We start from the raw sequence: 26,347 nt of genomic DNA on the forward strand, positions 1-26,347 counted from the left end.
CTCAGTTCTCCAGTTGGTGCAAAATACGATTCACTTTATCAAATGTTTCCTGATATTCAGCGTCTTCCTGACTGTCCGCCACTATGCCGCCGCCAGCGGAACAATAAATTTGCCCGTTTGTGGCTGTCAGCGTGCGAATGGTGATGCTGGTATCCATATTGCCGCAAAAACTCAGATAACCGATGCTGCCACACCAGGCATTACGTCTTTGTGGCTCCAGTTCGTCAATAATTTCCATCGCCCGCACTTTCGGCGCACCGGTAATAGAGCCGCCGGGGAAGGCTGCGCGTAGCAGATCGGTGGCGTGTAATGACTCTGGCAGACGTGCGGTAATGGTGCTGACCAAATGATGAACGGCAGGGAACGGTTCTACGACAAACAGCTCCGGAACCTGTACCGAACCCGGTACGGCAACGCGGCCAATATCATTACGCATCAAATCGACGATCATCAGGTTCTCCGCACGATCCTTCGGCGAATTCGCCAGCCGCCGGGCCTGCTCACGATCGGCATCGGCATCTTCAAGCCTGGGCAACGTACCTTTAATAGGACGCGTCTGGATATGCTGATTCTCCAGCAGAATAAAACGTTCCGGCGAAAGACTGAGGATAACGCCTTCCTCAAGACGAATAAACGCGCTGAACGGGGCGCGGTTAGCGTGATTGAGTTTGACGAATGCCTGCCACTCATCCCCCTCGTAATGCGCTTGAAAACGCTGCGCGAGGTTGACCTGGTAACAATCGCCGCTGTGCAGATAGCCCTGTACCTGGCGGAATTTTTCGCCGTACCGGGCGCGGCTCATATTGGACTGCCACGCCGAGGTCAATGTAAACGGCTCACGCGTTGGCGGTTGTTGCGCATCGAGCCACTTCAGGCGAGCCTCGACATCGTTATGGCTGAGCAGCGATACGGTCTGCAACTGGTGATCGACAATCAGCGCCCAGTCGTAAATGCCAACGGCCATATCCGGTAGCGTAATATCGCGCTCAGCAATAGTCGGCAGAGATTCAAAGCGTCGGCCAAGGTCGTAGCCAAACAGACCTAACGCGCCGCCCTGAAACGGCAGATCCGGGTGATACTCGGGGTGAATCTTGTGTGCAGCTAGCGCGGAATGTAATACCGTCATTGGATCATCAAGCGAGCGCGTGATTGCGTGCCCGTTCTGCACTACGGTCTCTTCAGCACGTGTAACCAACGTGGTGACGGGGTCCGCCACCAGAATATCAAAGCGGTTATGCGGATGGTCGGCTTGACCTGAATGCAACAGCATCGCCCAGGGCAGATGGCTTAATGTCGAAAAATAGCGTTCAGCGGCGTCCTGACGCCAGGGTAATGTGATTACTACGGGAGATAACGTCTTCATCAGTCCTGACTCGTTGCTACTCTACTGGCTAACTGCCCGGTAGCATGAAATAATTAGCGCAGACAATTTAGCAGGAGTTAACAATGTTTGCAGGTTTACCTTCACTCAGTCATGAGCAGCAGCAAAAAGCGGTAGAGCGTATTCAGGAGCTGATGTCACAGGGGATGAGCAGCGGACAAGCCATTGCTCTGGTTGCTGAAGAGTTACGCGCCAGTCATACCGGTGAGCGGATCGTGGCGCGTTTTGAAGATGAAGACGAATAACGCAGCTTAAACTGCAGCGATTATCTTAATCTCAACTTTGTATTTCGGGTTCATCAATCCGGCCTGAACGGTACAACGTACCGGCGCGTGGCCAGCAACGACCCACGCGTCCCAGGCTTTGTTCATGGCGGCAAAATCGTTTTTGTCTGCCAAAAACAGGGTGGCATCAAGAATACGTGACTTGTTGCTGCCTTGTTTTTCCAGCACCGCATCAATTTGCGCCAGCGTATTTGCCGTCTGCTCAAAGGCGTCTGCATCCAGATTTTCCGGCACGCCGGTGTAATACAGCGTGTTGTTGTGGATTACCACGTCGGACCAACGCGCTTCGGCATCAATGCGCACAATCGTCATAAATCATTCCTCGTTTACGTTTTTTCATAATAGCTTTGGGTTGCGCCAAGACTGCCATAATGTTGTGCCCACGTCACCTCTTCAACTGGCGAAAGACCCGCTGGCCTGACATAATCCCTGTTCAAATGAACAGGGGGCAGTGTGACGGACGATTTTGCAGCAGACGGTCAGTTGGCTAAAGCGATACCGGGTTTTAAACCGCGAGAACCACAGCGGCAGATGGCCATCGCCGTCAGTCATGCCATCGAAAAATCACAACCGCTGGTGGTAGAAGCCGGAACCGGAACGGGTAAAACCTACGCTTATCTTGCTCCAGCGCTGCGTGCCGGAAAGAAGGTCATTGTCTCCACGGGCTCGAAGGCGTTGCAGGATCAGCTATACAGCCGCGACCTCCCGACTGTCGCTAAAGCACTGAAGTTCACCGGTAAACTGGCGCTGCTGAAAGGGCGTTCAAACTATCTGTGCCTCGAACGTCTCGAACAGCAGGCGCTGGCGGGTGGCGACTTGCCGGTACAAACGTTAAGCGACGTCATTCTGCTGCGCTCCTGGTCAAATCAAACCCTTGATGGGGACATCAGCACCTGCGTCAGCGTGGCGGAAGACTCGCAGGCCTGGCCGCTGGTGACCAGCACTAATGACAACTGTCTGGGCAGCGACTGCCCGCTGTATAAAGAGTGTTTTGTCGTTAAAGCGCGTAAAAAAGCGATGGATGCGGATGTTGTCGTGGTTAACCATCATCTGTTTCTCGCCGATATGGTGGTAAAAGAGAGCGGGTTTGGCGAACTGATCCCGGAAGCTGATGTGATGATCTTCGATGAAGCGCATCAGTTACCGGATATCGCCAGCCAGTACTTTGGTCAATCACTCTCCAGTCGCCAGCTGTTAGACCTGGCGAAAGACATCACCATTGCCTATCGCACCGAGCTGAAAGACACTCAGCAGCTGCAAAAGTGCGCCGATCGCCTTGCACAAAGCGCTCAGGACTTCCGCTTGCAGCTTGGTGAGCCGGGTTATCGCGGAAACCTGCGGGAACTGCTGGCCGACCAGCGCGTACAGCGCGCGTTTTTGCTGCTCGATGACACGCTGGAGCTGTGTTATGACGTGGCGAAGCTGTCCCTCGGGCGTTCGGCGTTGCTGGATGCCGCGTTTGAGCGCGCCACGCTTTATCGTGCGCGTCTGAAGCGCCTGAAAGAGATCAACCAGCCAGGCTTCAGCTACTGGTATGAATGCACCTCCCGCCATTTCACCCTCGCGCTGACGCCGCTTACGGTGGCGGATAAATTCAAAGAAGTGATGGAACAAAAGCCGGGCTGCTGGATTTTTACTTCCGCCACGCTGTCGGTAAACGATGACCTTCATCATTTCACCGCACGACTGGGTATTGAAGATGCCGAGTCGATGCTGCTGCCGAGCCCTTTTGATTACACGCGCCAGGCGCTGCTGTGCGTGCCGCGTAATCTCCCGCAAACCAACCAGCCGGGGGCTGCACGCCAGTTAGCATCCATGCTGCGACCTATTATCGAAGCGAACAACGGTCGCTGTTTTATGCTGTGTACTTCGCACGCGATGATGCGCGATCTGGCGGAACAATTCCGCGCTACTATGACGCTTCCCGTACTGCTGCAGGGCGAAACCAGCAAAGGACAACTGCTACAGCAGTTTGTCAGCGCAGGTAATGCGCTACTGGTTGCCACCAGCAGCTTCTGGGAAGGCGTGGACGTGCGCGGCGATACGCTGTCGCTGGTGATAATCGATAAACTGCCGTTTACCTCGCCGGACGACCCGCTGTTAAAAGCCCGAATGGAGGATTGTCGACTGCGCGGCGGCGATCCGTTCGAAGACGTCCAGTTGCCGGATGCGGTAATCACACTGAAGCAGGGGGTAGGGCGTCTGATACGTGATGCTGACGATCGCGGCGTGCTGGTGATTTGCGACAATCGTCTGGTTATGCGGCCTTACGGCGCCACCTTCCTGGCGAGTCTGCCACCTGCTCCACGGACGCGTGACATTGCTCGCGCGGTTCGCTTTCTTGCCATACCAACGGCTGAGTAATTTGTTACGGAGTGTGGTAAGATGCGCGCCAAATTTATTGATCTGATCACAAACACCCATGCGAATTCTGGCTATCGATACCGCCACAGAGGCGTGCTCTGTTGCCCTGTGGAATGAAGGTACTATCAAGGCTCACTTTGAGCTTTGCCCACGAGAACACACCCAACGAATTTTACCGATGGTTCAGGAAATCCTGGCCGCTGGCGATCTCACGTTAACCGATATCGACGCCCTGGCGTTTGGTCGCGGTCCCGGCAGTTTCACCGGCGTGCGTATCGGTATTGGCATTGCTCAGGGGCTGGCGTTAGGCGCAAACTTACCGATGATCGGCGTCTCCACCCTGGCGACCATGGCGCAGGGCGCCTGGCGTAAGTCGGGCGCGACTCGCGTACTGGCGGCGATTGACGCGCGAATGGGCGAAGTCTACTGGGCTGAATATCAGCGTGATGACAACGGTAACTGGCACGGTGAAGAAACCGAAGCGGTGTTAACCCCCGAGCAGGTACATGAGCGTTTATTGCAGCTTTCTGGCGACTGGGTGACGGTCGGGACGGGGTGGCCGGCATGGCCTGAGCTTGGTAAAGACAGCGGTCTGACGTTCAGCGATGGTGACGTGCTGCTTCCAGCGGCTGAAGACATGCTGCCCGTCGCCACGCAAATGCTGGCTGCGGGTGAGACCGTAGCGGTCGAACACGCTGAACCGGTTTATTTACGTAACACCGTGGCGTGGAAGAAACTTCCCGGTAAAGAATGAATCTTAGTAGTAGAACCCCGGCTAAGACCTACAGTCGTCAGTGAACAGCATTGTGAACAGGCCGGGGCAGAAGCTAAGAAAAGGGAGTCACAATATGGCGGTGCAAAAGCAGTTAATAAAGGGTGTGTTGGCGGGGGCCTTAGCGTTAATGCTTAGCGGCTGCGTCACCATTCCGGATGCGATTAAAGGTTCGAGCCCGACGCCGCAGCAGGATCTGGTGCGGGTGATGAATGCGCCGCAGCTGTATGTCGGACAGGAGGCGCGTTTCGGCGGCAAAGTGGTGGATATTCAGAACCAGCAGGGAAAATCCCGTCTGGAAATTGCCACCGTTCCGCTCGATAGTGGTGCGCGTCCAGTGCTGGGTGAAGCCTCTCGCGGGCGGATATATGCTGATGTAAATGGCTTCCTCGACCCGGTGGACTTTCGCGGGCAACTGGTCACCGTCGTCGGTCCGATTAGCGGTACGGTGGACGGAAAAATCGGTAATACGCCGTATAAATTCATGTTGATGCAGGTAACCGGTTATAAACGCTGGCATATTACTCAGCAGATTGTCATGCCGCCTCAGCCTATCGACCCCTGGTTCTACGGTGCGCGTGGCTGGCCTTACGGTGGCTACGGCGGATGGGGCTGGTACAATCCCGGCCCGGCACAGGTTCAGACCATAGTAACAGAGTAACTCTTTGTTTTATTGGTAAAAGAAACAGCGGCTCGTCCGCTGTTTCTGCATTAACGTGGATATAAGAAAAATAAATAGTGACGTGCTTCGCAACCTTGTCGTTGTGTAATAAACAAACTGGTACGCTGAGTTAATATTATGTTAACAGTTTGTTTATTGCCTGGGGTTGTGATGACGACGAATACGCATTTTAGAGGTGATGTATTGAAAAAGGTTTGGCTTAACCGTTATCCCGCTGGTGTTCCTGCGGAGATCAATCCTGACCGTTATCAATCCCTGGTGGAACTCTTTGAACACTCAGTAAGACGGTATGCCGATCAGCCCGCGTTTGTAAACATGGGGGAGGTGATGACCTTCCGCAAGCTTGAAGAGCGGAGCCGGGCATTTGCGGCCTATTTACAACAAGGCCTGGGGCTGAAAAAGGGCGATCGCGTCGCGCTGATGATGCCGAACCTGCTGCAATATCCGGTCGCACTGTTTGGGATTTTACGTGCCGGCATGATCGTCGTGAACGTTAACCCGCTTTACACGCCTCGCGAGCTGGAACATCAGCTCAACGATAGCGGCGCGTCGGCGATTGTCATCGTATCTAACTTTGCTCATACGCTGGAAAAGGTGGTCGACAAAACGTCTGTGCAACACGTGATCCTGACGCGTATGGGCGATCAGCTGTCGACCGCAAAAGGGACGCTGGTCAACTTTGTCGTCAAGTATATCAAACGGCTGGTGCCGAAATATAACCTGCCGGATGCCATCTCGTTTCGCAGTGCGCTGCAAAACGGTTACCGCATGCAGTATGTGAAACCCGAAGTGGTGTCGGAAGATCTGGCGTTCCTGCAATATACCGGCGGGACAACCGGCGTGGCGAAAGGCGCGATGCTCACGCACCGCAACATGCTGGCTAATCTTGAGCAGGTTCATGCTACCTACGGTCCGTTGCTGCATCCGGGTAAAGAATTGGTGGTGACGGCGTTACCGCTGTATCACATTTTTGCGCTAACGATGAACTGTCTGCTGTTTATTGAGCTAGGCGGTCAAAACCTGCTGATTACTAACCCGCGTGATATTCCGGGGCTGGTAAAAGAGCTGGCGAAGTATCCGTTTACCGCGATGACCGGCGTCAATACGCTGTTTAACGCGCTGCTGAATAACAAAGAGTTCCAGCAACTGGACTTCTCGTCACTGCATCTCTCGGCAGGTGGCGGAATGCCGGTTCAACAAGCGGTAGCTGAACGCTGGGTGAAGCTGACGGGGCAGTATCTTCTGGAAGGTTATGGCCTGACGGAGTGCGCCCCGCTGGTGAGTGTTAACCCTCACGATATTGACTACCACAGCGGAAGTATCGGTTTACCGGTTCCCTCCACTGAGGTCAAGCTGGTGGACGACGACGACAACGAAGTGCCACCGGGAGAACCGGGTGAGCTGTGTGTGAAAGGTCCACAGGTGATGCTGGGCTACTGGCAGCGACCAGACGCCACTGACGAAATCATCAAAGACGGCTGGTTGCACACTGGCGATATTGCGGTGATGGATGACGAAGGCTTTCTGCGTATTGTCGATCGTAAGAAAGATATGATCCTGGTGTCCGGCTTTAACGTCTACCCTAATGAAATTGAAGACGTGGTTATGCAACACCCTGGCGTGCAGGAAGTGGCTGCGGTTGGGGTTCCGTCCGGCAGCAGCGGTGAAGCGGTGAAAATTTTCGTGGTGAAGAAAGATGCCTCGTTAACCGATGAAGCGCTGGTCACTTTCTGTCGTCGTCACCTGACGGGCTATAAAGTACCGAAGCTGGTGGAGTTTCGCGATGAGTTGCCGAAATCTAACGTTGGTAAAATTTTGCGACGAGAATTACGTGACGAAGCGCGTGCCAAAGTGGACAATAAAGGCTGAGCGTTAAGTCAGCCAGTAGAAAACGCCGGGTAATCCGGCGTTTTTTTTGGCGCAAACCTAAGAGAGCACGATTTGAATTATCAAATGATCACCACGGACGACGCGTTGGCCACGCTGTGCGAAGCCGTCCGTGAATTTCCGGCGATAGCCCTGGATACAGAATTTGTTCGCACGCGTACCTATTATCCGCAGTTGGGGCTGATCCAGCTGTTTGATGGCAAACACGTTGCTCTGATTGATCCGCAGGGGATCACCGACTGGTCGCCGCTGCGCGATATTCTGCGTGATACTGCCATCACCAAATTCCTGCATGCGGGTAGCGAAGATCTGGAAGTGTTTCTCAACGCTTTTGGCGAACTGCCGCAGCCGTTGATTGATACACAAATTCTGGCTGCTTTTTGCGGTCGTCCGCTGTCGTGGGGGTTTGCCGCGATGGTGGAAGAGTTTACGGGCGTGGCGCTGGACAAAAGCGAATCCCGCACCGACTGGCTGGCCAGACCGCTGACCGAGCGTCAGTGTGAGTACGCGGCGGCTGATGTCTGGTATCTATTACCGATCACCACAAAACTGATGGTCGAAACTGAAGCCAGCGGCTGGCTGCCAGCCGCACTGGACGAGTGCCGCTTAATGCAGCAGCGTCGCCAGGAGGTTCTGGCGCCTGAAGACGCATGGCGCGATATCACTAACGCCTGGCAGCTGCGTACCCGTCAGTTGGCCTGCTTGCAACTGCTTGCCGACTGGCGACTGCGTAAAGCGCGTGAGCGCGATCTGGCAGTGAACTTTGTGGTGCGTGAAGAACACCTGTGGTCGGTCGCTCGTTATATGCCGGGGAGTCTGGGTGAACTGGACAGCCTAGGCCTTTCCGGTAGTGAAATTCGCTTCCATGGCAAAACGCTGATTTCTCTGGTAGAAAAAGCGCAGGCTTTACCGGAAGAATCACTGCCACAGCCGCTGCTGAATTTGATGGATATGCCAGGATACCGCAAAGCGTTCAAAGCCATCAAGGCGCTGGTTGCCGAGGTGAGTACTGAGCATAATCTTAGCGTCGAACTGCTGGCTTCACGCCGTCAAATCAACCAGCTACTCAACTGGCACTGGAAATTAAAGCCGCAGCAGACCCTGCCGGAGTTGGTTTCCGGTTGGCGTGGCGAACTGATGTCCGATCGTCTCAACGCGCTGCTGCAGGAATATCCGCAGTAAGTCACCAGGCTCGCCGGGTTGCGCCATTGCTAACCCGGCCTGCGCAACGCTACAAATCAAGCACCAGGCGCTTACCTTTGGCGCGAGAGCAGCAAATGAGCATGCTCTGCTGGCTGGCTTTTTCGTCGTCGCTGAAATACTGATCGCGGTGATCCGCTTCCCCTTCAAGAATCGTTGTTTCGCAGGTGCCGCACACGCCTTCCCGGCACAGGCACTCAACGCGCGCGGCTTTGTTATTTTCGATAACCTGCAAAATGGTCATCTCTTCCGGGACCACAAACTCGCGTCCTGAACGCGCCAGCACCAGGGTAAAGGCATCACCGCTTTTATCTTCCAGCGCAAATTGTTCGAAATGTAGCGTATTGCTGTCCAGTCTATGGAGGGAAGCCGCTTCTCTGACGGCATCGTTGAGCACTGCTGGCCCGCAGGTGTAAATATGTGTGCCGGGTTCGACATCGGCCAGCAGGCGAGATAAATCAAGGCGGGTTCCTGCGCTTGACAGATGCAGATGAATACGATCGACGCTGGGGTGCTGCAGGAGTTCGTCATAAAACGCGCAGTTGTCCTGACTGGGAGAGCAATAATGCAGTTGCCATTCTGCCTGAGAGTGTTCCAGCTCCGGGATCTGCGATAAAAACGGTGTGATGCCGATACCTCCGGCAATCAACAGATGTTGTTGTGCCTGAGGGGCGAGGGCGAACAGATTGTTAGGCGTAGAAATCGTGAGCGTGTCGCCGGGTTTCACCTTTTGATGCAGATAACGTGAGCCGCCTTTGGACGCCTCTTCCAGTCGTACGGCGATTTGCCAGGCGCTGGTATCGAAGGGTGAACTCATCAGCGAGTACGCATTGCTGTATAGATTCTCGCCATCGCGAATCTGCACGATGATATGGCTGCCACCCTGAAACGCAGGCAACGGCTGGCCTGAGGTCGCCATTAGGGTGAAGCGTTTTACCTGCGCGGTAATGGTCTCAATCCGACTGACCCGGACTTCTTGCATTTGATAATCAGACATTGCGGCACTCCCTAAAAAATCTGTCCGGCGCGGCTTAACGATGCGCCGGAACCTGTCGTTACAGCCTCTGGTTATTCCTGAAACACCTGCGCGACCAGATTATGGAAATGGGCAATGCCATGTTCGGAGATACCGCTGCCGCTGGTGTCGGCCATAATGCGGCCCTGACCGCGATACCCGCGCGATTTCAGCCCCTTTTGCACGCTTTCAACCAGACGTAAATCTTCAGGACGAAAGACGTTGCGATACCATTCGATCAGTTGTTTCTGCTCTTCGGTCAGCTCTTCGTTGGTGAAGTAAATGTCATAGTTTTGCAGCGTAGTTTCTGCATCCACTGGAAATTCATAGATAACGGTCATCATGCCTTTGATTGGCGTAACGTTGAGCATGGTGCACGGCCACAGCCAGAAACCGTGGAAGGCGGCATCAACACCTTCTTCGAACTTAAATGACTGCTCTGACGGTTTGGCGAAACCGTATTGTAGCGTCCAGTTGCCGTGCATAGTATGCCAGTAACGATCAACCTGAACCGAGTCGGAAAAACCAGGGTGAGCCGGGCCACAGTGGTAGCACTCCAGATAGTTATCGACAATATTCTTCCAGTTGGCTGGAGTTCGGGTCGTAAAGCGCGCCGCCAGCTTCAGGTCATGCACATCAGGGCAGGCTTCGATAACTTTGTCTGCAAGACCTGGGAGTTGTTCTTCCACGCTGCCCGCGTTCGGATCCATGTTGATAAACACGAATCCGGCATACTCTTCCAGACGTACAGGTGTAAGGTGCGCTTTTTCGCTGTCGAAGTTGGCGACATTTTCGCAGTTACGCGCATGCGCCAGATTGCCGTCAAGTTTGAACGCCCATGCGTGGTAAGGGCAGGTAATTACATTTTTCGCTTTCCCTTCGCCGCTCAACAGCTGATGACCACGATGCGGGCAAACGTTGTAGAACGCGCGCAGCACGTTATCGCGACCCCGTACCAGCACGATGTTCTCGCCAATCACTTCCCGGGTAACATAATCATTGGGCTTTGCCAGCTCGCTACTGTGGGCGACGCAAATCCAGCTTTTAGCAAACACTTTCTCTTGTTCGTGCTCGAAGGCCTGATGGTCGGTATAGAACCGGGCAGGGATAGTCCAGGCGTCCTGCGGGTTGGCACAGAAATTTTGCGGCAGAATAAACTCAGGGCTCAGATTGCTCATTGGAATACCTTTAATTTGTGAGTAAGAGGATTTTTTACTGGCGCTTAATTGTCGCCTTTGAGTAATGTCCCGGCCGGTGGCGCAACGGGGGCGTTAACTGGCGTTTCGGGAAGATGACTTTCAATTTGATGCGCAGGAACGTGGGCATAGTCCTGCCGTACCCAACGAAGAAAACCGCCAACCTTCACCAACAGAATGGCGAGGAAGGGAAGTGCGGTCAGAACCACCGTGGTCTTCATGGTTTCCAGGGACGCGCCGGTGAATAAAATCGATAAGGGGATCAGGGTGATGACCACGCACCAGAACAGACGTAAGCTACGCTGCGGATCTTCCCCTTCCTGCAGGTTACGCGTGCTGGTGGCCGCCATGGTGTAGGCGACGGCATCCATATGCGAGGCGAGAAAAATAATCATGATCGCCAGATACGCCACCAGGAACAGTTTCCCGGCAGGCAACGACATCAACACTTGCTGTACGGCTGTTTCGCCGCCTAACGTGGCCATAACCTGCGGTACGTCGATCACACCGTTCACAAACTGGTGAATGGAGTAGCTTTCCATCACGCCAAAGAAGAACCAGCAGCCAACGGTACTACCTAAGATTAATGCCCAGATAACCTCTTTGATTTTGCGACCACGGGATACGCGAGTGACAAACATTGCCACGCCAGGGGTGTAGGAGATCCACCACAGCCAGTAGAACACCGTCCAGTTGCGGGTGAACTCACCGTTGCCAAGTGGATCGGTGAACAGGCTCATCTGCAAAAAGTTTTGCGTCGTCAGACCAATGGCGTTGACGATGTTATTGGTGATGAATTCGGTCGGGCCGACAATCAGCACCAGCAGCGGCAGTAAAAACGCCCCCCAGCCGACCATTTTGCTCAGACGTTGCAAGCCGTTGTTGATGCCAATCCAGGAGCTCAGACAGAAAATGCCGCCAGAGAACAGGATAACAAACGCCTGTACGGTGAAGTTATCCGGTAAACCCGTGAGAGCAGATAAACCACGGGTAAAGGTGGCGGCGGTGACAACCAGAGAGATGGTTAACGCGCCAACTGTTGCGATCAGGAACATCAAATCAACCAGCCGGCCCCACACGCCCTGCGGATGCACGCCGGTGATAGCGGCGATTATTCCGGACAGGCTCAGCCCTTTGTTTTTCCGCACATGAAAGTGGTAGGCCATGGTTAATGAAGCCAGCGTATAGGTCGCCCAGGCGCTGATTCCCCAATGGAAAAAAGAGTAGGGTAAGCTGTATTCCAGCGCTTTTTGCGAGTGCGGAGCGATATTAAGACCCGGGGTCTGGTAATAATAGGCCCACTCAGCAACGCCCCAGTAGAGCGTGGAGGAACCTAGTCCGGCACAAATAAACATAAACAGCCAGGACAGCGTGCTGTATTCCGCTTTTCCTTCTCCCAGACGAATGTTGCCGTATTTGCTGGTGGCCAGCCAGACGACCAGACCCATCGCCATCAGAACGAGGATCTGCACGGCGGAACCCAGCATCCGGGTAACGCCGTTAAAAAGGGTATTTGCAACTTGTGCAGACTGCTGAGGGAAGAGACTAAGTGTGGCGGCGATGAAAAGAATAGCCACCAGGCTGATGGCTATCAGCGGCATGTCTTTTTTCTTTACGTTGCTCAACATGGGATCTCCTGGGCACAGTTGCCCGCGTATGGCATTAGCCTGTCGTTGTTATCATGCTGTAGGGAATTAGTGATTTTGTGTTTAACAATTTTATTATTTGTTCTTTACATGAATTAAACAATTGCCCGATACGTGAAGCAATAAAACACGGAACGGAAATAATAAAAGGTGAATTGGCGCAGGTTTTTGGCGACATAAAGCGCATAAAAAAGCCGCGTCAGTGACGCGGCTCATATTTCGTGGTTTGACCTCTAACGCAGTGCCTGAGCGATGGCTTCACCTACCTGTTGGGTGGTGGCGTTGCCTTTCATATCTGGCGTTTTCGGGCCGCTGGCAATAACATGCTCAATTGCTGCCAGAATACCGTCGTGGGCGGCTTTATAGTTGGCATCACCGTTGCCAAGGAAGTCGAGCATCATGGCGCCAGCCCAGATAGTCGCTATAGGGTTGGCGATGTTCTTGCCGTAGATATCGGGGGCCGAACCGTGTACTGGCTCGAACAGGGACGGGAAGGTGCGTTCCGGGTTTAAGTTGGCTGAAGGCGCAATGCCAATCGTTCCGGTACAGGCTGGACCCAGATCGGAAAGGATGTCGCCAAACAGGTTGGAGGCAACCACCACGTCAAAACGCTCCGGCTGCATCACAAAGCGGGCGCAGAGTATATCAATATGCTGTTTATCCCAACGGATCTCGGGATAGTTAGCCGCCATTGCTTCCACGCGCTCGTCCCAGTACGGCATGCTGATGGCCAGTCCATTGGATTTAGTCGCCGAGGTCAGGGTTTTGCGCGGGCGGTTTTGCGCCAGCTCGAAAGCGTAACGCAATATACGATCCACGCCGCGACGGGTGAAGACCGACTCCTGGATAACCACTTCGTGTTCTGTACCTTCGCTTACGCGTCCGCCGAGTGAAGAGTATTCTCCCTCGGTGTTCTCGCGCACCACATAGAAATCAATGTCGCCAGGCTGCTTGCCTGCCAGCGGGCAAGGTACGCCTGGAAACAGGCGTACCGGGCGCAGGTTGACATACTGGTCGAATTCGCGGCGAAACTTAAGCAGTGAACCCCATAATGAGATGTGGTCCGGTACGGTTTCCGGCCAGCCAACGGCACCAAAATAGATAGCATCGAAGGATTGTAACTGCTCATGCCAGTCATCCGGCATCATCTTCCCGTGATGGGCGTAGTACTCGCAGCTGGCCCATTCCATTTGCTCAAAGCTGAGTGACAACCCCCAACGCTCGGCGGCTGCCTGCAACACCTGAATGCCTTCAGGCAGGACTTCTTTACCAATGCCATCTCCGGGGATAGCGGCAATACGACAGGTTTTCTTCATAGCAGCTCTCACTTGTACGCCATCAAAATTGACTTTCCCCGTATCCTATAATTGACTGATTAATAGTTAATCCCCCTAACTGGTGAAACATAAAACACAGATCATGAATAATCTGCCGCTGTTAAATGATTTACGCGTCTTTATGCTGGTTGCCCGTCGTGCGGGATTTGCCGCCGTTGCCGAAGAGCTGGGCGTATCTCCGGCTTTTATCAGTAAGCGCGTTGCCCTGTTGGAACAAACGCTGAACGTGGTGCTGTTGCACCGAACAACGCGGCGCGTAACCATCACGGAAGAGGGGGAGCGGATCTACGAATGGGCACAGCGGATCCTGCAGGATGTCGATCAGATGATGGACGAGCTGTCCGATGCCAGGCAGATCCCGCAGGGGATGCTACGAATTATCAGTAGCTTTGGTTTTGGCCGCCGGGTGGTCGCTCCGGCGCTGTCTGCGCTGGCAAAAGAGTACCCGCAGTTAGAACTGAGGTTCGATGTTGAAGACCGTCTGGTAGATATGGTCAATGAGGGCGTCGATCTTGATATTCGTATCGGGGATGATATCGCGCCGAACCTGATTGCCCGCAAGCTGGCGACTAACTACCGTATTCTGTGCGCCTCGCCGGAATTTGTGGCGCAGCATGGAGTGCCGAAACAACTGAACGATCTTTCTACTTTTCCCTGCCTGGTTATTAAAGAACGCGACCATCCGTTTGGTATCTGGCAAATGCGTAATAAAGAGGGCGCACACTCAATAAAGGTTACGGGGCCGCTGTCGTCTAACCATGGCGAAGTGGTACATCAATGGTGTCTGGATGGGCAGGGAATTGCTTTGCGTTCGTGGTGGGACGTTTGCGACAACATTGCCAGCGGACATCTGGTGCATATATTGCCTGAGTATTATCAACCCGCCAATATATGGGCGGTTTATGTCTCCCGGCTGGCGACGTCGGCAAAAATCCGTATTACGGTTGAGTATTTGCGCCGCTATTTTGCCGAAAACTACCCAAAGTTTACTTTAGAATAAATGCTCGATAGGTTAGTCAGAGATAGAAAATAAAAAAGGCAGAATAATCTGCCTTTTTCGTAACCATGATTTAGCGACAAAAGAGCTTATTTAGACTCTTCCGCTTCAGGTAATGTCACGTTAAGTTCGAGGATCGAAATATCGCCGTCTTTTTGTTCAAGTTGTACCGTGACCATTTCGGGATCAATTTGTACATACTTGCAGATAACGTCGAGAATATCCTTGCGCAGCTGCGGTAAATAATGTGGCTCGGCGTCACTACGACGACGTTCCGCAACAATAATCTGCAGTCGCTCTTTAGCGATGTTCGCTGTGCTCTTTTTCCGCGAGAGAAAAAAATCCAGTAATGCCATAACTTATCCTCCGAACAGGCGTTTGAGGAAACCTTTCTTCTCTTCTTCAATGAAGCGGAAAGGACGTTCTTCTCCCAACAGACGGTCTACGGTATCAGCATAGGCTTTACCGGCATCAGCATTGATGTCGAGAATAACCGGCTCACCCTGGTTAGACGCGCGCAGGACTGACTGATCTTCAGGAATCACGCCAACCAGCTTGATTCGCAGAATTTCCAGTACGTCTTCCATGCTCAGCATGTCACCTTTATTTACGCGGCCAGGGTTGTAGCGCGTAAGCAGCAGATGCTCTTTAATTGGATCTTCACCGTTTTCCGCGCGACGAGATTTCGACGCCAGAATACCCAGAATACGGTCAGAGTCACGTACAGAGGAGACTTCCGGGTTGGTGGTAATAATCGCTTCATCGGCAAAATAGAGGGCCATCAGCGCACCGGTTTCAATACCCGCCGGAGAGTCGCAGACGATGAAGTCGAATTCCATCGTTTTCAGATCGTCCAGAACTTTCGCGACGCCTTCACGCGTCAACGCGTCTTTATCGCGAGTTTGTGAGGCCGGAAGAATAAAGAGATTTTCGGTACGCTTATCTTTGATTAGCGCCTGATTTAACGACGCATCGCCCTGAATAACGTTGACGAAGTCGTAAACGACGCGGCGTTCACAACCCATAATCAGATCAAGATTACGCAGGCCGATATCAAAATCAATAACGACAGTTTTCTTTCCCTTCTGGGCCAAACCTGTAGCGATGGCCGCGCTGGAGGTGGTTTTGCCAACGCCCCCTTTACCCGAAGTAACAACAATAATGCGTGCCATAGAAATTCCTTGTTAAAAAGGGATCAATTCAACGGTTGAACTGTCAAAGCGTTTTCTGCTAATTGCAGACGTGCCGCTTTGCCATAAAATTCTGCTGGGATTTTATCACTCAGCCAATAAACACCTGCGATAGACACCAGTTCTGCCGTCAGATGGGTACAAAAAATTTGCGCTTCCCGGTCACCGCTTGCGCCTGCCAACGCACGGCCTCTCATCATTCCATAAACATGAATATTGCCATCAGCGATAAGCTCTGCGCCTGCACTGACGTGGCTTGTAACAATCAGATCACATTGTGGTGCATAAATGCGCTGACCGGAACGAACCGGCACATTTATTAATCGTGTTTTTGTGATGGGAGTAACGTTTTGTGGCGGAGCGACGGGAGCCGGGGCCTCAACGGGCGCAGGACGAATAGCTTTTTCTTTACCTTCAGTCAGTAAAGGAAGACCCATTTCGTCGATTTCAGCCTTGAGTCTGGCGTCTTTGCATCCGCTAACGCCGATAATGCGCAATCCGGTAGACGCGACAACCTTCTGCAGCGCTGACCAGTTTACCGGGCTTTCAAGACCACTCACGTTAACCACTACGGGAGCATGTTTTAAAAAAGCAGGTGCCTGCGCGATTTTGTCTTCCAACGCCTGACGAATAACCTCGGGTTCTGCTTCATGTAAATGAACCACTGATAAGGTGAAGCTACTGCCTTTAAGCTCGATTGGCGTGTTTGACATCCTGGCCTTACTCAATTTGCTATTTATCATCCCCAGCGCGGGGTGATATTCCGAAGACTATAAGGCATGTTATAGTCAGTATTATATTGAGGCAAGCCACCATTCCGTGAATTCAGAGTAAAAGATATGTTTTGTGTGATCTACCGAAGCAGTAAACGTGACCAGACCTATTTATATGTCGAAAAAAAAGACGATTTCTCGCGAGTTCCTGAAGAACTGATGAAAGGATTTGGTCAGCCGACGCTGGCAATGATGTTGCCGCTTGATGGCCGTAAAAAGCTGGTTAATGCCGATCTGGAAAAAGTAAAACAGGCACTCACCGAGCAGGGCTATTATTTACAAATACCACCGCCGCCAGAAGATTTACTTAAACAGCATCTGGCCGCGACGAAACAAAATACACCAGACGATAAACGTTAAACTGCATCCGGCAGCAGCACGCCCCATCGATGCAGTACCTGAAATTGATAACTACGTTAGGGGAAAGTAATGTATCAACATCATAACTGGCATGGTGCTCTGCTGGATTATCCGGTGAGTAAGGTGGTTTGCGTAGGGAGTAACTATGCCAACCATATTAAAGAGATGGGTGGAACGCCTCCGGAAGAGCCGGTGCTGTTTATTAAACCGGAAACCGCGCTGTGCGATTTGCGTCAGCCGCTGGTTATCCCATCTGATATGGGTTCGGTTCACCATGAAGTTGAGCTGGCTGTTTTGATTGGCGCGACCTTACGTCAGGCGACGGAAGAACATGTGCGCAAAGCCATCGCGGGCTATGGCGTCGCGTTGGATCTGACCCTGCGTGATATTCAGGGCAAAATGAAGAAGGCGGGGCAGCCATGGGAAAAAGCGAAGGGTTTTGATAACTCTTGCCCGCTGTCAGGGTTTATTCCGGTGGCGGAGTTTAACGGCGATCCACAGGATACGATGCTCGGATTAACGGTCAACGGTGAACAGCGTCAGCACGGCACCACGGCGGATATGATCCATCAAATCGTTCCTTTGATTGCCTACATGAGTCGTTTCTTTACCCTCAAAGCGGGCGATGTTGTGTTGACGGGGACGCCAGCGGGCGTTGGGCCGTTAAACAGCGGTGATGAACTGGCTATCAGTTTTCATGGTCAAACGCTGACGACACGCGTGCTGTAATCTCTTCTTGCCGCCTTTTCGGGCGGCAAAACTTGCATCAGCGTGCCAGACTGGTTATAAGGTGCAGCTTTATTGCAATAGCGGATACCCTGATGAGCGACATACCTTTCTGGCAAAGTAAAACCCTGGATGAAATGACCGATGCCGAGTGGGAGTCATTATGTGACGGGTGTGGTCAATGCTGCCTGCATAAGCTGATGGATGAAGACACCGACGAAATCTATTTTACTAACGTCGCGTGTAAGCAGCTCAATATCAAAACCTGTCAGTGCCGTAATTACGAACGTCGATTCGAGTACGAGCCTGACTGTATCAAACTGACGCGCGATAATCTGCCTACCTTTGAATGGCTGCCGATGACCTGTGCGTATCGTCTGCTAGCGGAAGGTAAAGGGCTGCCGGAGTGGCATCCACTGCTGACGGGATCAAAAGCGGCGATGCACGGTGAACGTATTTCAGTACGTCATATTGCGGTGAAAGAATCGGAAGTGCGTGACTGGCAGGATCATATTCTGAACAAACCTTCATGGGCGGACTAAGCCGCCCATCGATTAGCAGGCGTTAAGGCTTAAGACTTTTTCGCCTGATACATCTCATCTCCATGGTTGTCATCTTCAACCCAGAAATTGATGTTGAATTGGGCGTCGTCGCTTAATTCAACGCGATGCCAATACTGCGGTGGACTGGTCGCAAACTGACCTGCATTAATCACCACTTTTACTTCAGGCTCTTTTGCGTCTTCATTGGCAAAGCCGTAATACGTTACCGTACCTTCCATCACACAAAGCTGGCCAAAAACGCCTGCTGCAGTGTTATGGTGAGAAAGCAGTGCTGCAGGGACGTTGTCTTTGGTAAAGAAGGGAGTAGAGCGTTTAACTTTCCAGTTTGCCGGGATGCGTAAATGGGACATAAGACATCTCCTTGGTGTGGCATCTATAAGATGTATTTAATATACATCTTATAGATGCCAGCAGGCAATGAATTTAAGGCAAAAAAAACGCTCCCGAAGGAGCGTCTCTATTAGCGACCGAAGAGGTCACGTTTTTTCGGCTTGAACGGCTGTGCTATCACCACCAGCACGGCGACCACCAGGTAGGCGGCGAAGATCCCCAACAGCCACTGCGGCATTTCCAGGGTTAAAAAAGACCACTGGCGCTCAGCACAGTCACCGGACGCTAAAAACACCTGCGGCAGCCATTTGTCCAGTGGCAGCCAGCTTGGGAAGCGTGCGGCAAAATCACAGGTCATAAACGGTGATGGGTGCAGCTGAATCATGGTGTGCTCATACGCTAACTGAAGTCCGCGCCAGGCACTGTAAATCCAGATTATCATCGCCACATAGCGCAGCGGTGTTTTTGGTGCGATAGCACCAACCAGCCCTGCACCCATCACGCCGAATAATGCGCTACGTTCGTAAATACACAACACGCAAGGTTTTAGCAGCATGACGTGCTGGAACCACAGCGCGACGAGCTCCAGCGCAAAGGCGGTTAACGCCAACAATAACCATGCTCCACGACCTCGGGAGCACTGGTTTAAAAATCGCAACATAATCATTTCCCTGCAACATGCGTAGAGACCGCAGTTTAAACCAATTCACTTTATGCGCCACTAGCGGGAATTGAAAATTTGCGTAATCGGATATTTATCATGCAAAAAGTCAAACCGGGCAGTGATTTGCCCGGTTAATTGTTATGAAAGTGTAGCTAACCAGCCCGTTTGAGTCATCCACTCGGTCACCGGTACCAGCGTGAACTCGACGCAAAGCAGACCAACGAGCGTCAGGACGAGAGTATACGGCAGAGCCATCCACACCATGCGGCCATAAGAGAGGCGAATCAATGGTGCCAGCGCGGAGGTCAGCAGGAACAGGAACGCCGCCTGACCGTTTGGTGTAGCCACGGAAGGCAGGTTGGTCCCGGTATTAATCGCTACCGCTAACAGTTCGTACTGGTTGAGGCTGATGGTCCCTTGTTCCAGTGCGGCTTTGGCTTCGTTAATGTAAATAGTGCCGACAAAAACGTTATCAGAGATCGAAGACAGCAGGCCGTTGAAGAGATAAAACAGCGTCAGTTGAGCATGCTCAGAAGACTGCAAAACAAACTGAATTATCGGCGAAAAGAGCTGTTGATCGATAATCACCGCGACAATAGAGAAGAACACGGTCAGCAGCGCGGTGAAGGGTAGCGACTCGGTAAAGGCTTTACCTATCGCATGTTCGTCGGTGACGCCGGTCAACGAGGTTGCCAGAATGATGACCGACAAACCGATCAATCCGACTTCTGCCAGGTGCAGGGCCAAAGCAACGACCAGCCAGACGCCAATAATCGCCTGGACAATCAGTTTGATTTTGTCCTGACGGGTACGTTGTTGGCGGCTCTGATCGTCAAACTGTTGCAGGACATCACGGACGGTCTCCGGCAGCGTTTCGCCATAGCCAAACCAGCGTAATTTCTCGACCAGCACACAGGTTAACAGGCCGCAAATCAGTACCGGGACGGTAACCGGCGACATGCGCAGGAAGAAGTCACCAAAATGCCAGCCAGCTGCTTTGGCGATAATCAGGTTTTGTGGTTCGCCCACCATGGTCATCACGCCGCCTAACGCCGTACCGATACCCGCGTGCATCATCAGGCTACGCAGAAAACCGCGGAACTGCTCAAGTACGACTTTATTGTGCTGATCGATATGGCTGTCATCGAGCATGTTGTTGTCTTCCGCGCGAGAAGAAGCAACGCGATGGTAGATACCATAAAAACCGACCGCAACGCTGATCACCACGGCCACGACGGTCAACGCATCGAGAAACGCCGAGAGGAAAGCGGCTGCAACACAAAAAGACAGCGACAGCAGCGTCTTGGAGCGAATAGTGAGCAGCAGACGCGTGAAAATAAACAGTAATAACTGCTTCATAAAGTAGATGCCTGCCACCATAAACATCAGCAGCAATAACACCTCAAGGTTTGCGGCAACCTCTTCACGCACATGCGTGGCGCTGGTCATGCCAATAATGACAGCTTCGATAGCCAACAGCCCGCCTGGCAGCAGTGGGTAGCATTTTAACGCCATCGCCAGCGTGAAAATGAACTCGGCCACCAGCAACCAGCCGGCGATAAAAGGGTTGATGAAAAAAATAATCGGGTTGACGACTAAGAAGACAAGCAGTGCAAGTTTGTACCAGTCTGGTGATTGACCTAAAAAATTGCGCCACATCGCGCGGCCCCATGATAGCTCCATGGTGATTTCCCTACCTTTAAAAATGAAATCATGTTTTTATGTTTGACAGCAAAGCTTAGCGGGAGGAGGGAGTACAGGCAAGCTATTCACGAGACTGACAAGGTTGGCTGTACTGTAGCGTTATTTGGAAAATGAAGCCTTGATCCACTTTTTCTTCATTGCGTCAGCTATCAGCTAAGATACCCATCTGGTATGATGTGTGTAACTATGTTTTGCTGTGTAATGGAATTTTTACTATGGTCATTAAGGCGCAAAGCCCGGCTGGGTTCGCGGAAGAGTACATCATTGAAAGTATCTGGAATAACCGCTTCCCACCTGGCACTATTTTGCCCGCTGAACGTGAACTCTCCGAACTTATTGGGGTGACACGTACCACGCTACGCGAAGTATTGCAGCGGTTGGCGCGAGATGGCTGGTTGACCATTCAACACGGCAAACCGACGAAGGTGAATAACTTCTGGGAAACCTCCGGGCTGAATATTCTTGAAACGCTGGCGCGTCTCGATCACGAGAGTGTCCCGCAGTTGATTGATAATCTGCTGTCTGTGCGTACCAATATTTCAACGATCTTTGTTCGTACTGCGTTTCGCCAGCATCCTGATAAAGCGCAGGAGGTTCTGGCGACGGCAAATCAGGTGGCCGACCACGCTGACGCATTTGCCGATCTGGATTATAACATTTTCCGCGGTCTGGCATTTGCCTCCGGCAATCCGATTTACGGTTTGATCCTCAACGGTATGAAAGGATTATATACCCGCATTGGCCGTCATTATTTTGCCAATCCGGAAGCGCGCGCGCTGGCGCTGAGCTTCTACCGTAAACTGTCAGAACTCTGCGAGCAGGGCGCTCATGAGCAGGTGTATGAAACGGTGCGCCGCTATGGTCACGACAGCGGCGAAATTTGGCATCGTATGCAGAAGAGCCTGCCGGGCGACTTAGCTATTCAGGGCCGTTAATCGCTCCATGCCGGATGGCGACGCCAAAGCGTCTTATCCGGCCTACAATACGTGCACTTCGTAGGCCGGATATGGTGTTTACACCGCCTCCGGTAATAAGATTTACAGACCGTTCATCCTTGGCGGGCAACGCTCCAACAGCTCCACGCTGCCATCTTCATTCTGTTGCTCCAGCATCACGTCAAAACCCCAAAGCCGGTGTACGTGCTTGAGCACTTCTTTGCGTCCTTTATCCAGCGGCGCGCGGTTATGCGGAATGTAGCGTAAGGTGAGCGAACGGTCGCCACGCAGATCGACGTTCCAGATTTGAATATTCGGCTCCAGGTTGCTGAGGTTGTATTGCGACGACAACCTGTTGCGGATCTCACGATATCCTTCCTCATTATGAATCGCAGATATCTCCAGGTAGTTGTGACGATCGTCATCCAGCACGGTGAACAGACGGAAATCACGCATCACCTTTGGTGACAGGAACTGGCTGATAAAGCTCTCATCTTTGAAATCGCGCATCGCGAAATGCAGGGTTTCCAGCCAGTCAGAACCCGCTATGTCCGGGAACCAGTATTTGTCCTCCTCGGTCGGCGACTGACAAATACGTTTGATATCCTGGAACATGGCAAACCCCAGGGCATAAGGGTTTATCCCGCTATACCACGGGCTGTTGTAGGGCGGCTGAAATACCACATTGGTATGGCTATGCAGAAACTCCAGCATAAACCGCTCGGTGACTTTACCCTCATCATAAAGGTGGTTCAGGATGGTGTAATGCCAGAAAGTGGCCCAGCCTTCGTTCATCACCTGCGTCTGTTTCTGCGGATAAAAATACTGGCTGACCTTGCGTACAATGCGCAGCACTTCGCGTTGCCAGGACTCCAGCAGCGGGGCGTTCTTCTCCATGAAGTACAGCAGGTTTTCCTGTGGCTCAGAGGGATAACGCCGGGCTTCCGCCACAGTTTTCTCTTCCTCTTTCTTCGGCAGCGTGCGCCACAACATATTCACCTGGCTTTGCAGATACTCTTCACGGCTTTTCTGACGGGCTTTCTCTTCCTGTAGGGAGATTTTTTGCGGGCGTTTGTAACGGTCAACGCCGTAGTTCATCAGCGCATGGCAGGAGTCGAGCAGCTTTTCGACTTCATCCACGCCGTAACGCTCTTCACACTGGGTTATATAGTTTCGCGCGAAGATCAGGTAATCGACAATGGAACTGGCATCCGTCCAGCTTCGGAACAGGTAGTTGTTTTTGAAGAAGGAGTTGTGTCCGTAGCAGGCATGCGCCATCACCAGCGCCTGCATGGTGATGGTGTTCTCCTCCATCAGATACGCGATACACGGATTGGAGTTGATAACAATCTCATAGGCCAGTCCCTGCTGACCATGCTTATACAAGCGCTCGGTTTCAATAAACTTTTTACCAAACGACCAGTGAGGATAGTTGATCGGCATCCCGACGCTGGAGTAAGCGTCCATCATCTGTTCGGAGGTGATCACCTCGATTTGGTGCGGGTAGGTGTCCAGTCTGTAGAGTTTCGCCACGCGGTCTATCTCTGCCAGATAGACATCCAGCAGATCAAACGTCCAGTCGGGTCCATCGCTTAACCGTGTGCTGTCCTTGTTCATGGAATCAATCGTAGCCATTCGCGCACCCTCATTGTTGGCGGCACTCTCTGTCTGGAGTACCTCATGTCAAGCATAGATCATGGTGTTAAAAAACGTGCTGCGGCAGAAATTTTTTCTTTGCGATTTCACGTTAGCGAGGCGTCGAAAAATGGCATGGCCGCAAAATTTTATGCTGGATAAAAATAACGCACAGCAGGAGATGCCAAAGCGGAGAGTCCCCAGCCATCACCGCTATATGTGAGGTAAGTCACCATAAAAAAGCCATATGTTGAATAATATTTTCAACTGAGTTATCAAGATGTAATTAGATGATTGTTCTTTTACTGTTAACGGAGTGGCTATGCGAGTTGTCATACTGGGAAGTGGTGTCGTTGGCGTGACCAGCGCCTGGTACTTAAGTCAGGCTGGACACGATGTCACCGTCATTGATCGTGAGCCCGGTCCGGCACTGGAAACCAGTGCGGCGAACGCGGGGCAAATCTCTCCAGGTTATGCAGCACCATGGGCGGCACCAGGCGTACCGCTAAAAGCAATTAAGTGGATGTTTCAGCGCCACGCTCCGCTGGCCGTCCGTCTTGACGGAACCCAGTTCCAGTTGAAATGGATGTGGCAGATGCTGCGCAACTGCGACACCAGCCACTATATGGAAAATAAAGGACGCATGGTGCGGCTGGCGGAATACAGCCGTGATTGCCTGAAAGCGCTGCGCGCCTCTACCGGTATCGAGTACGAAGGACGTCAGGGCGGAACCCTGCAACTTTTCCGTACTGCCCAACAGTATGAGAACGCCACTCGCGACATCGCCGTGCTCGAAGACGCTGGCGTGCCATATCAACTGCTAGAAGCAAACCGTCTGGCGGAAGTCGAACCCGCACTGGCAGAAGTGGCGCACAAACTGACCGGTGGTCTGCGCTTACCGAATGATGAAACCGGCGACTGCCAGCTGTTTACCCAGCGTCTGGCGCAGATGGCGGAGCAGGCAGGCGTTAAGTTTCGCTTTAATACCCCGGTCGATAAGCTGCTGAGCGATGGTGAGCAGATTTATGGCGTCCAGTGCGGCGAAGAGATAGTTAAAGCCGATGCCTATGTGATGGCGTTTGGTTCGTACTCCACGGCAATGCTGAAAGGGATCGTTGATATCCCGGTCTATCCGCTCAAAGGCTATTCGTTGACCATTCCGGTGGCGCAAGATGACGGTGCGCCGGTTTCTACTATCCTTGATGAAACCTACAAAATCGCTATTACCCGCTTTGACAATCGTATTCGCGTAGGCGGTATGGCGGAGATTGTCGGCTTTAATACAGAACTGCTACAACCTCGTCGTGAAACGCTGGAAATGGTCGTACGCGATCTCTTCCCGCGCGGCGGCCATGTGGAGCAGGCAACCTTCTGGACCGGACTGCGTCCGATGACGCCGGACGGAACGCCGGTGGTGGGGCGCACCCGCTTTAAGAATCTGCTGCTCAATACCGGCCACGGCACGCTGGGTTGGACCATGGCCTGCGGCTCCGGTCAGCTGCTGAGCGATATCCTTTCTGGCCGCACGCCAGCCATACCTTATGACGATCTGAGCGTGGCGCGTTACAGTCCGGGGTTTACCCCCTCTCGTCCACGGCATTTACATGGCGCACATAACTGATAAGGACGTGAGATGACCCGCCCGATACTGGCCAGCATTGACCTGCAGGCGTTGAAACAAAATCTGACCATTACCCGCCAGGCCGCGCCGGACGCCCGCGTCTGGTCGGTGGTAAAAGCCAATGCGTATGGACACGGTATTGAACGCGTCTGGAATGCGTTGGGCACAACCGATGGTTTTGCCATGCTCAATCTTGAAGAGGCGATAACCCTACGCGAGCGTGGATGGAAAGGCCCGATACTCATGCTGGAGGGTTTTTTCCACGCTGAAGACCTGACTGTATATGACAATTATCGACTAACCACCTGTGTACACAGTAACTGGCAGCTAAAAGCATTGCAGAATGCGCGCCTGAAGGCGCCGCTCGATGTTTACCTGAAGGTGAACAGTGGTATGAACCGGCTTGGGTTTTTACCGGAAAGAGTTCCCACGGTCTGGCAACAGCTGCGGTCGATGCCCAACGTCGGTGAAATGACGCTGATGTCGCATTTTGCCGATGCGGAGCACCCGGAAGGTATTCAGGAAGCTATGGCGCGTATTGCGCAGGCAACTGAAGGGCTGGAGTGCAGACGATCGCTGTCGAATTCGGCCGCCACGCTGTGGCACCCTGAAGCGCATTATGACTGGGTTCGTCCGGGCATTATTTTGTATGGCGCATCGCCTTCGGGACAATGGCGAGACATCGCTAACACCGGCCTGAAGCCAGTGATGACTTTGAGCAGCGAGATAATCGGAATACAAACGCTGAAAGCTGGCGATCGGGTGGGCTACGGTGGACGTTACACTGCCAGCGGCGAGCAGCGCATTGGCATTGTAGCGACCGGCTATGCAGACGGTTATCCACGCCATGCGCCAAGCGGAACGCCTGTGCTGGTGGATGGTGTACGTACCGGGACGGTGGGGACAGTCTCAATGGATATGTTGGCGGTAGATCTGACACCGTGCCCGCAGGCAGGGATCGGGACGCCGGTAGAGCTGTGGGGCAAAGAGATTAAAATTGACGATGTGGCCACCGCCGCAGGTACGGTAGGCTACGAGTTAATGTGTTCTCTGGCGCTGCGCGTGCCAGTTGTGACGGTGTAACT

At 52.7% G+C, this 26,347-nt stretch carries 26 protein-coding genes; 13 read left to right on the forward strand and 13 right to left on the reverse strand.

Features of this window, described 5'->3' with window-relative positions; all coding sequences use genetic code 11:
- Position 1: 1 nt before the first annotated feature.
- Positions 2 to 1,363, reverse strand: a complete 1,362-nt coding sequence (gene pabB, locus OGY71_RS02765; RefSeq protein WP_197385807.1) for an aminodeoxychorismate synthase component 1 — start codon at positions 1,361 to 1,363, stop codon at positions 2 to 4.
- A gap of 83 nt (positions 1,364 to 1,446) precedes the next feature.
- Here pabB and OGY71_RS02770 point away from each other — a divergent pair, with 83 nt between their 5' ends.
- The gene (locus tag OGY71_RS02770; protein ID WP_003020986.1) at positions 1,447 to 1,626 is read left to right on the forward strand and encodes a YoaH family protein; all 180 of its coding nucleotides are present in this window, start codon (positions 1,447 to 1,449) and stop codon (positions 1,624 to 1,626) included.
- A 6-nt stretch (positions 1,627 to 1,632) separates the two neighbouring features.
- On the opposite strand, the gene OGY71_RS02775 is transcribed toward OGY71_RS02770, so the two are convergent.
- Positions 1,633 to 1,977 carry a RidA family protein gene (locus OGY71_RS02775; RefSeq protein WP_003020984.1) on the reverse strand — a complete coding sequence of 115 codons (345 nt, stop codon included), beginning with the start codon at positions 1,975 to 1,977 and terminating at the stop codon, positions 1,633 to 1,635.
- A gap of 141 nt (positions 1,978 to 2,118) precedes the next feature.
- Here OGY71_RS02775 and yoaA point away from each other — a divergent pair, with 141 nt between their 5' ends.
- From yoaA to rnd, 5 genes are all read left to right on the forward strand, one after another.
- The gene (gene yoaA, locus OGY71_RS02780) at positions 2,119 to 4,029 is read left to right on the forward strand and encodes a DNA repair helicase YoaA (protein WP_003833760.1); all 1,911 of its coding nucleotides are present in this window, start codon (positions 2,119 to 2,121) and stop codon (positions 4,027 to 4,029) included.
- 58 nt (positions 4,030 to 4,087) lie between these two features.
- The gene (tsaB, locus tag OGY71_RS02785) at positions 4,088 to 4,783 is read left to right on the forward strand and encodes a tRNA (adenosine(37)-N6)-threonylcarbamoyltransferase complex dimerization subunit type 1 TsaB (RefSeq protein ID WP_257661921.1); all 696 of its coding nucleotides are present in this window, start codon (positions 4,088 to 4,090) and stop codon (positions 4,781 to 4,783) included.
- A 94-nt stretch (positions 4,784 to 4,877) separates the two neighbouring features.
- On the forward strand, positions 4,878 to 5,462 hold the full coding sequence (locus tag OGY71_RS02790; protein ID WP_003833754.1) for a Slp family lipoprotein: 585 nt from the start codon (positions 4,878 to 4,880) through the stop codon (positions 5,460 to 5,462).
- 204 nt (positions 5,463 to 5,666) lie between these two features.
- A complete protein-coding gene (gene fadD / locus OGY71_RS02795; RefSeq protein WP_122973958.1) occupies positions 5,667 to 7,352 on the forward strand; it encodes a long-chain-fatty-acid--CoA ligase FadD in 1,686 nt (561 codons plus the stop codon).
- 84 nt (positions 7,353 to 7,436) lie between these two features.
- On the forward strand, positions 7,437 to 8,552 hold the full coding sequence (rnd, locus tag OGY71_RS02800) for a ribonuclease D (RefSeq protein ID WP_003833751.1): 1,116 nt from the start codon (positions 7,437 to 7,439) through the stop codon (positions 8,550 to 8,552).
- 49 nt (positions 8,553 to 8,601) lie between these two features.
- Here rnd and OGY71_RS02805 read toward each other — a convergent pair whose 3' ends face one another.
- From OGY71_RS02805 to OGY71_RS02820, 4 genes are all read right to left on the reverse strand, one after another.
- On the reverse strand, positions 8,602 to 9,567 hold the full coding sequence (locus OGY71_RS02805) for a PDR/VanB family oxidoreductase (RefSeq protein WP_003833748.1): 966 nt from the start codon (positions 9,565 to 9,567) through the stop codon (positions 8,602 to 8,604).
- Between the two features lie 71 nt (positions 9,568 to 9,638).
- Positions 9,639 to 10,763, reverse strand: coding sequence for a carnitine monooxygenase, oxygenase subunit YeaW (gene yeaW / locus OGY71_RS02810; RefSeq protein WP_003833746.1), 1,125 nt, complete (start codon positions 10,761 to 10,763; stop codon positions 9,639 to 9,641).
- Positions 10,764 to 10,807: 44 nt separating this feature from the next.
- Positions 10,808 to 12,409, reverse strand: a complete 1,602-nt coding sequence (locus OGY71_RS02815) for a BCCT family transporter (protein WP_286612802.1) — start codon at positions 12,407 to 12,409, stop codon at positions 10,808 to 10,810.
- A 251-nt stretch (positions 12,410 to 12,660) separates the two neighbouring features.
- On the reverse strand, positions 12,661 to 13,743 hold the full coding sequence (locus OGY71_RS02820; protein WP_164562678.1) for a tartrate dehydrogenase: 1,083 nt from the start codon (positions 13,741 to 13,743) through the stop codon (positions 12,661 to 12,663).
- A gap of 103 nt (positions 13,744 to 13,846) precedes the next feature.
- Here OGY71_RS02820 and OGY71_RS02825 point away from each other — a divergent pair, with 103 nt between their 5' ends.
- A complete protein-coding gene (locus OGY71_RS02825; RefSeq protein WP_003833741.1) occupies positions 13,847 to 14,764 on the forward strand; it encodes a LysR family transcriptional regulator in 918 nt (305 codons plus the stop codon).
- 86 nt (positions 14,765 to 14,850) lie between these two features.
- Here the strand turns inward: OGY71_RS02825 and minE are convergent, their stop codons facing one another.
- The 3 genes from minE to minC are packed head-to-tail and all read right to left on the reverse strand — an operon-like array spanning position 14,851 to position 16,664.
- Positions 14,851 to 15,117, reverse strand: coding sequence for a cell division topological specificity factor MinE (minE, locus tag OGY71_RS02830; protein ID WP_003833739.1), 267 nt, complete (start codon positions 15,115 to 15,117; stop codon positions 14,851 to 14,853).
- A 3-nt stretch (positions 15,118 to 15,120) separates the two neighbouring features.
- Entirely contained in the window at positions 15,121 to 15,933 is an 813-nt protein-coding gene (gene minD / locus OGY71_RS02835; protein WP_003020956.1) for a septum site-determining protein MinD, read from the reverse strand.
- 23 nt (positions 15,934 to 15,956) lie between these two features.
- Positions 15,957 to 16,664 carry a septum site-determining protein MinC gene (gene minC, locus OGY71_RS02840; protein ID WP_003833736.1) on the reverse strand — a complete coding sequence of 236 codons (708 nt, stop codon included), beginning with the start codon at positions 16,662 to 16,664 and terminating at the stop codon, positions 15,957 to 15,959.
- A gap of 126 nt (positions 16,665 to 16,790) precedes the next feature.
- On the opposite strand from minC, the gene OGY71_RS02845 reads away from it, so the two are divergent.
- From OGY71_RS02845 to ycgN, 3 genes are all read left to right on the forward strand, one after another.
- Positions 16,791 to 17,084: a YcgL domain-containing protein gene (locus OGY71_RS02845; protein WP_003833735.1), complete on the forward strand. Its 294-nt coding sequence runs from the start codon at positions 16,791 to 16,793 to the stop codon at positions 17,082 to 17,084.
- A gap of 69 nt (positions 17,085 to 17,153) precedes the next feature.
- Positions 17,154 to 17,813 (forward strand): fumarylacetoacetate hydrolase family protein, encoded by a 660-nt coding sequence (locus OGY71_RS02850; RefSeq protein WP_003833734.1) that lies wholly within the window; start codon positions 17,154 to 17,156, stop codon positions 17,811 to 17,813.
- 92 nt (positions 17,814 to 17,905) lie between these two features.
- Entirely contained in the window at positions 17,906 to 18,352 is a 447-nt protein-coding gene (gene ycgN, locus OGY71_RS02855; RefSeq protein ID WP_003020944.1) for a cysteine cluster protein YcgN, read from the forward strand.
- Between the two features lie 29 nt (positions 18,353 to 18,381).
- Here ycgN and OGY71_RS02860 read toward each other — a convergent pair whose 3' ends face one another.
- The 3 genes from OGY71_RS02860 to nhaB form a co-directional block, all read right to left on the reverse strand.
- Positions 18,382 to 18,723, reverse strand: coding sequence for a TehB family protein (locus tag OGY71_RS02860; RefSeq protein ID WP_003020940.1), 342 nt, complete (start codon positions 18,721 to 18,723; stop codon positions 18,382 to 18,384).
- A gap of 110 nt (positions 18,724 to 18,833) precedes the next feature.
- Positions 18,834 to 19,364: a disulfide bond formation protein DsbB gene (dsbB, locus tag OGY71_RS02865; RefSeq protein ID WP_003844060.1), complete on the reverse strand. Its 531-nt coding sequence runs from the start codon at positions 19,362 to 19,364 to the stop codon at positions 18,834 to 18,836.
- A 141-nt stretch (positions 19,365 to 19,505) separates the two neighbouring features.
- Positions 19,506 to 21,050 carry a Na(+)/H(+) antiporter NhaB gene (gene nhaB, locus OGY71_RS02870; protein ID WP_286612805.1) on the reverse strand — a complete coding sequence of 515 codons (1,545 nt, stop codon included), beginning with the start codon at positions 21,048 to 21,050 and terminating at the stop codon, positions 19,506 to 19,508.
- A 236-nt stretch (positions 21,051 to 21,286) separates the two neighbouring features.
- Between nhaB and fadR the strand changes: the two genes are divergently transcribed.
- Positions 21,287 to 22,006 carry a fatty acid metabolism transcriptional regulator FadR gene (gene fadR, locus OGY71_RS02875; protein ID WP_003833559.1) on the forward strand — a complete coding sequence of 240 codons (720 nt, stop codon included), beginning with the start codon at positions 21,287 to 21,289 and terminating at the stop codon, positions 22,004 to 22,006.
- Positions 22,007 to 22,108: 102 nt separating this feature from the next.
- Here the strand turns inward: fadR and OGY71_RS02880 are convergent, their stop codons facing one another.
- Positions 22,109 to 23,641, reverse strand: a complete 1,533-nt coding sequence (locus OGY71_RS02880) for a SpoVR family protein (protein ID WP_003833557.1) — start codon at positions 23,639 to 23,641, stop codon at positions 22,109 to 22,111.
- Between the two features lie 322 nt (positions 23,642 to 23,963).
- Between OGY71_RS02880 and OGY71_RS02885 the strand changes: the two genes are divergently transcribed.
- Both OGY71_RS02885 and dadX read left to right on the forward strand, forming a co-directional pair.
- The gene (locus OGY71_RS02885; protein WP_003833553.1) at positions 23,964 to 25,262 is read left to right on the forward strand and encodes a D-amino acid dehydrogenase; all 1,299 of its coding nucleotides are present in this window, start codon (positions 23,964 to 23,966) and stop codon (positions 25,260 to 25,262) included.
- Between the two features lie 12 nt (positions 25,263 to 25,274).
- Positions 25,275 to 26,345 carry a catabolic alanine racemase DadX gene (gene dadX, locus OGY71_RS02890; RefSeq protein ID WP_240389410.1) on the forward strand — a complete coding sequence of 357 codons (1,071 nt, stop codon included), beginning with the start codon at positions 25,275 to 25,277 and terminating at the stop codon, positions 26,343 to 26,345.
- Positions 26,346 to 26,347 lie beyond the last annotated feature (2 nt).

The organism is Citrobacter sp. Cpo109, assembly GCF_030332565.1.
Lineage (GTDB): Bacteria > Pseudomonadota > Gammaproteobacteria > Enterobacterales > Enterobacteriaceae > Citrobacter > Citrobacter portucalensis.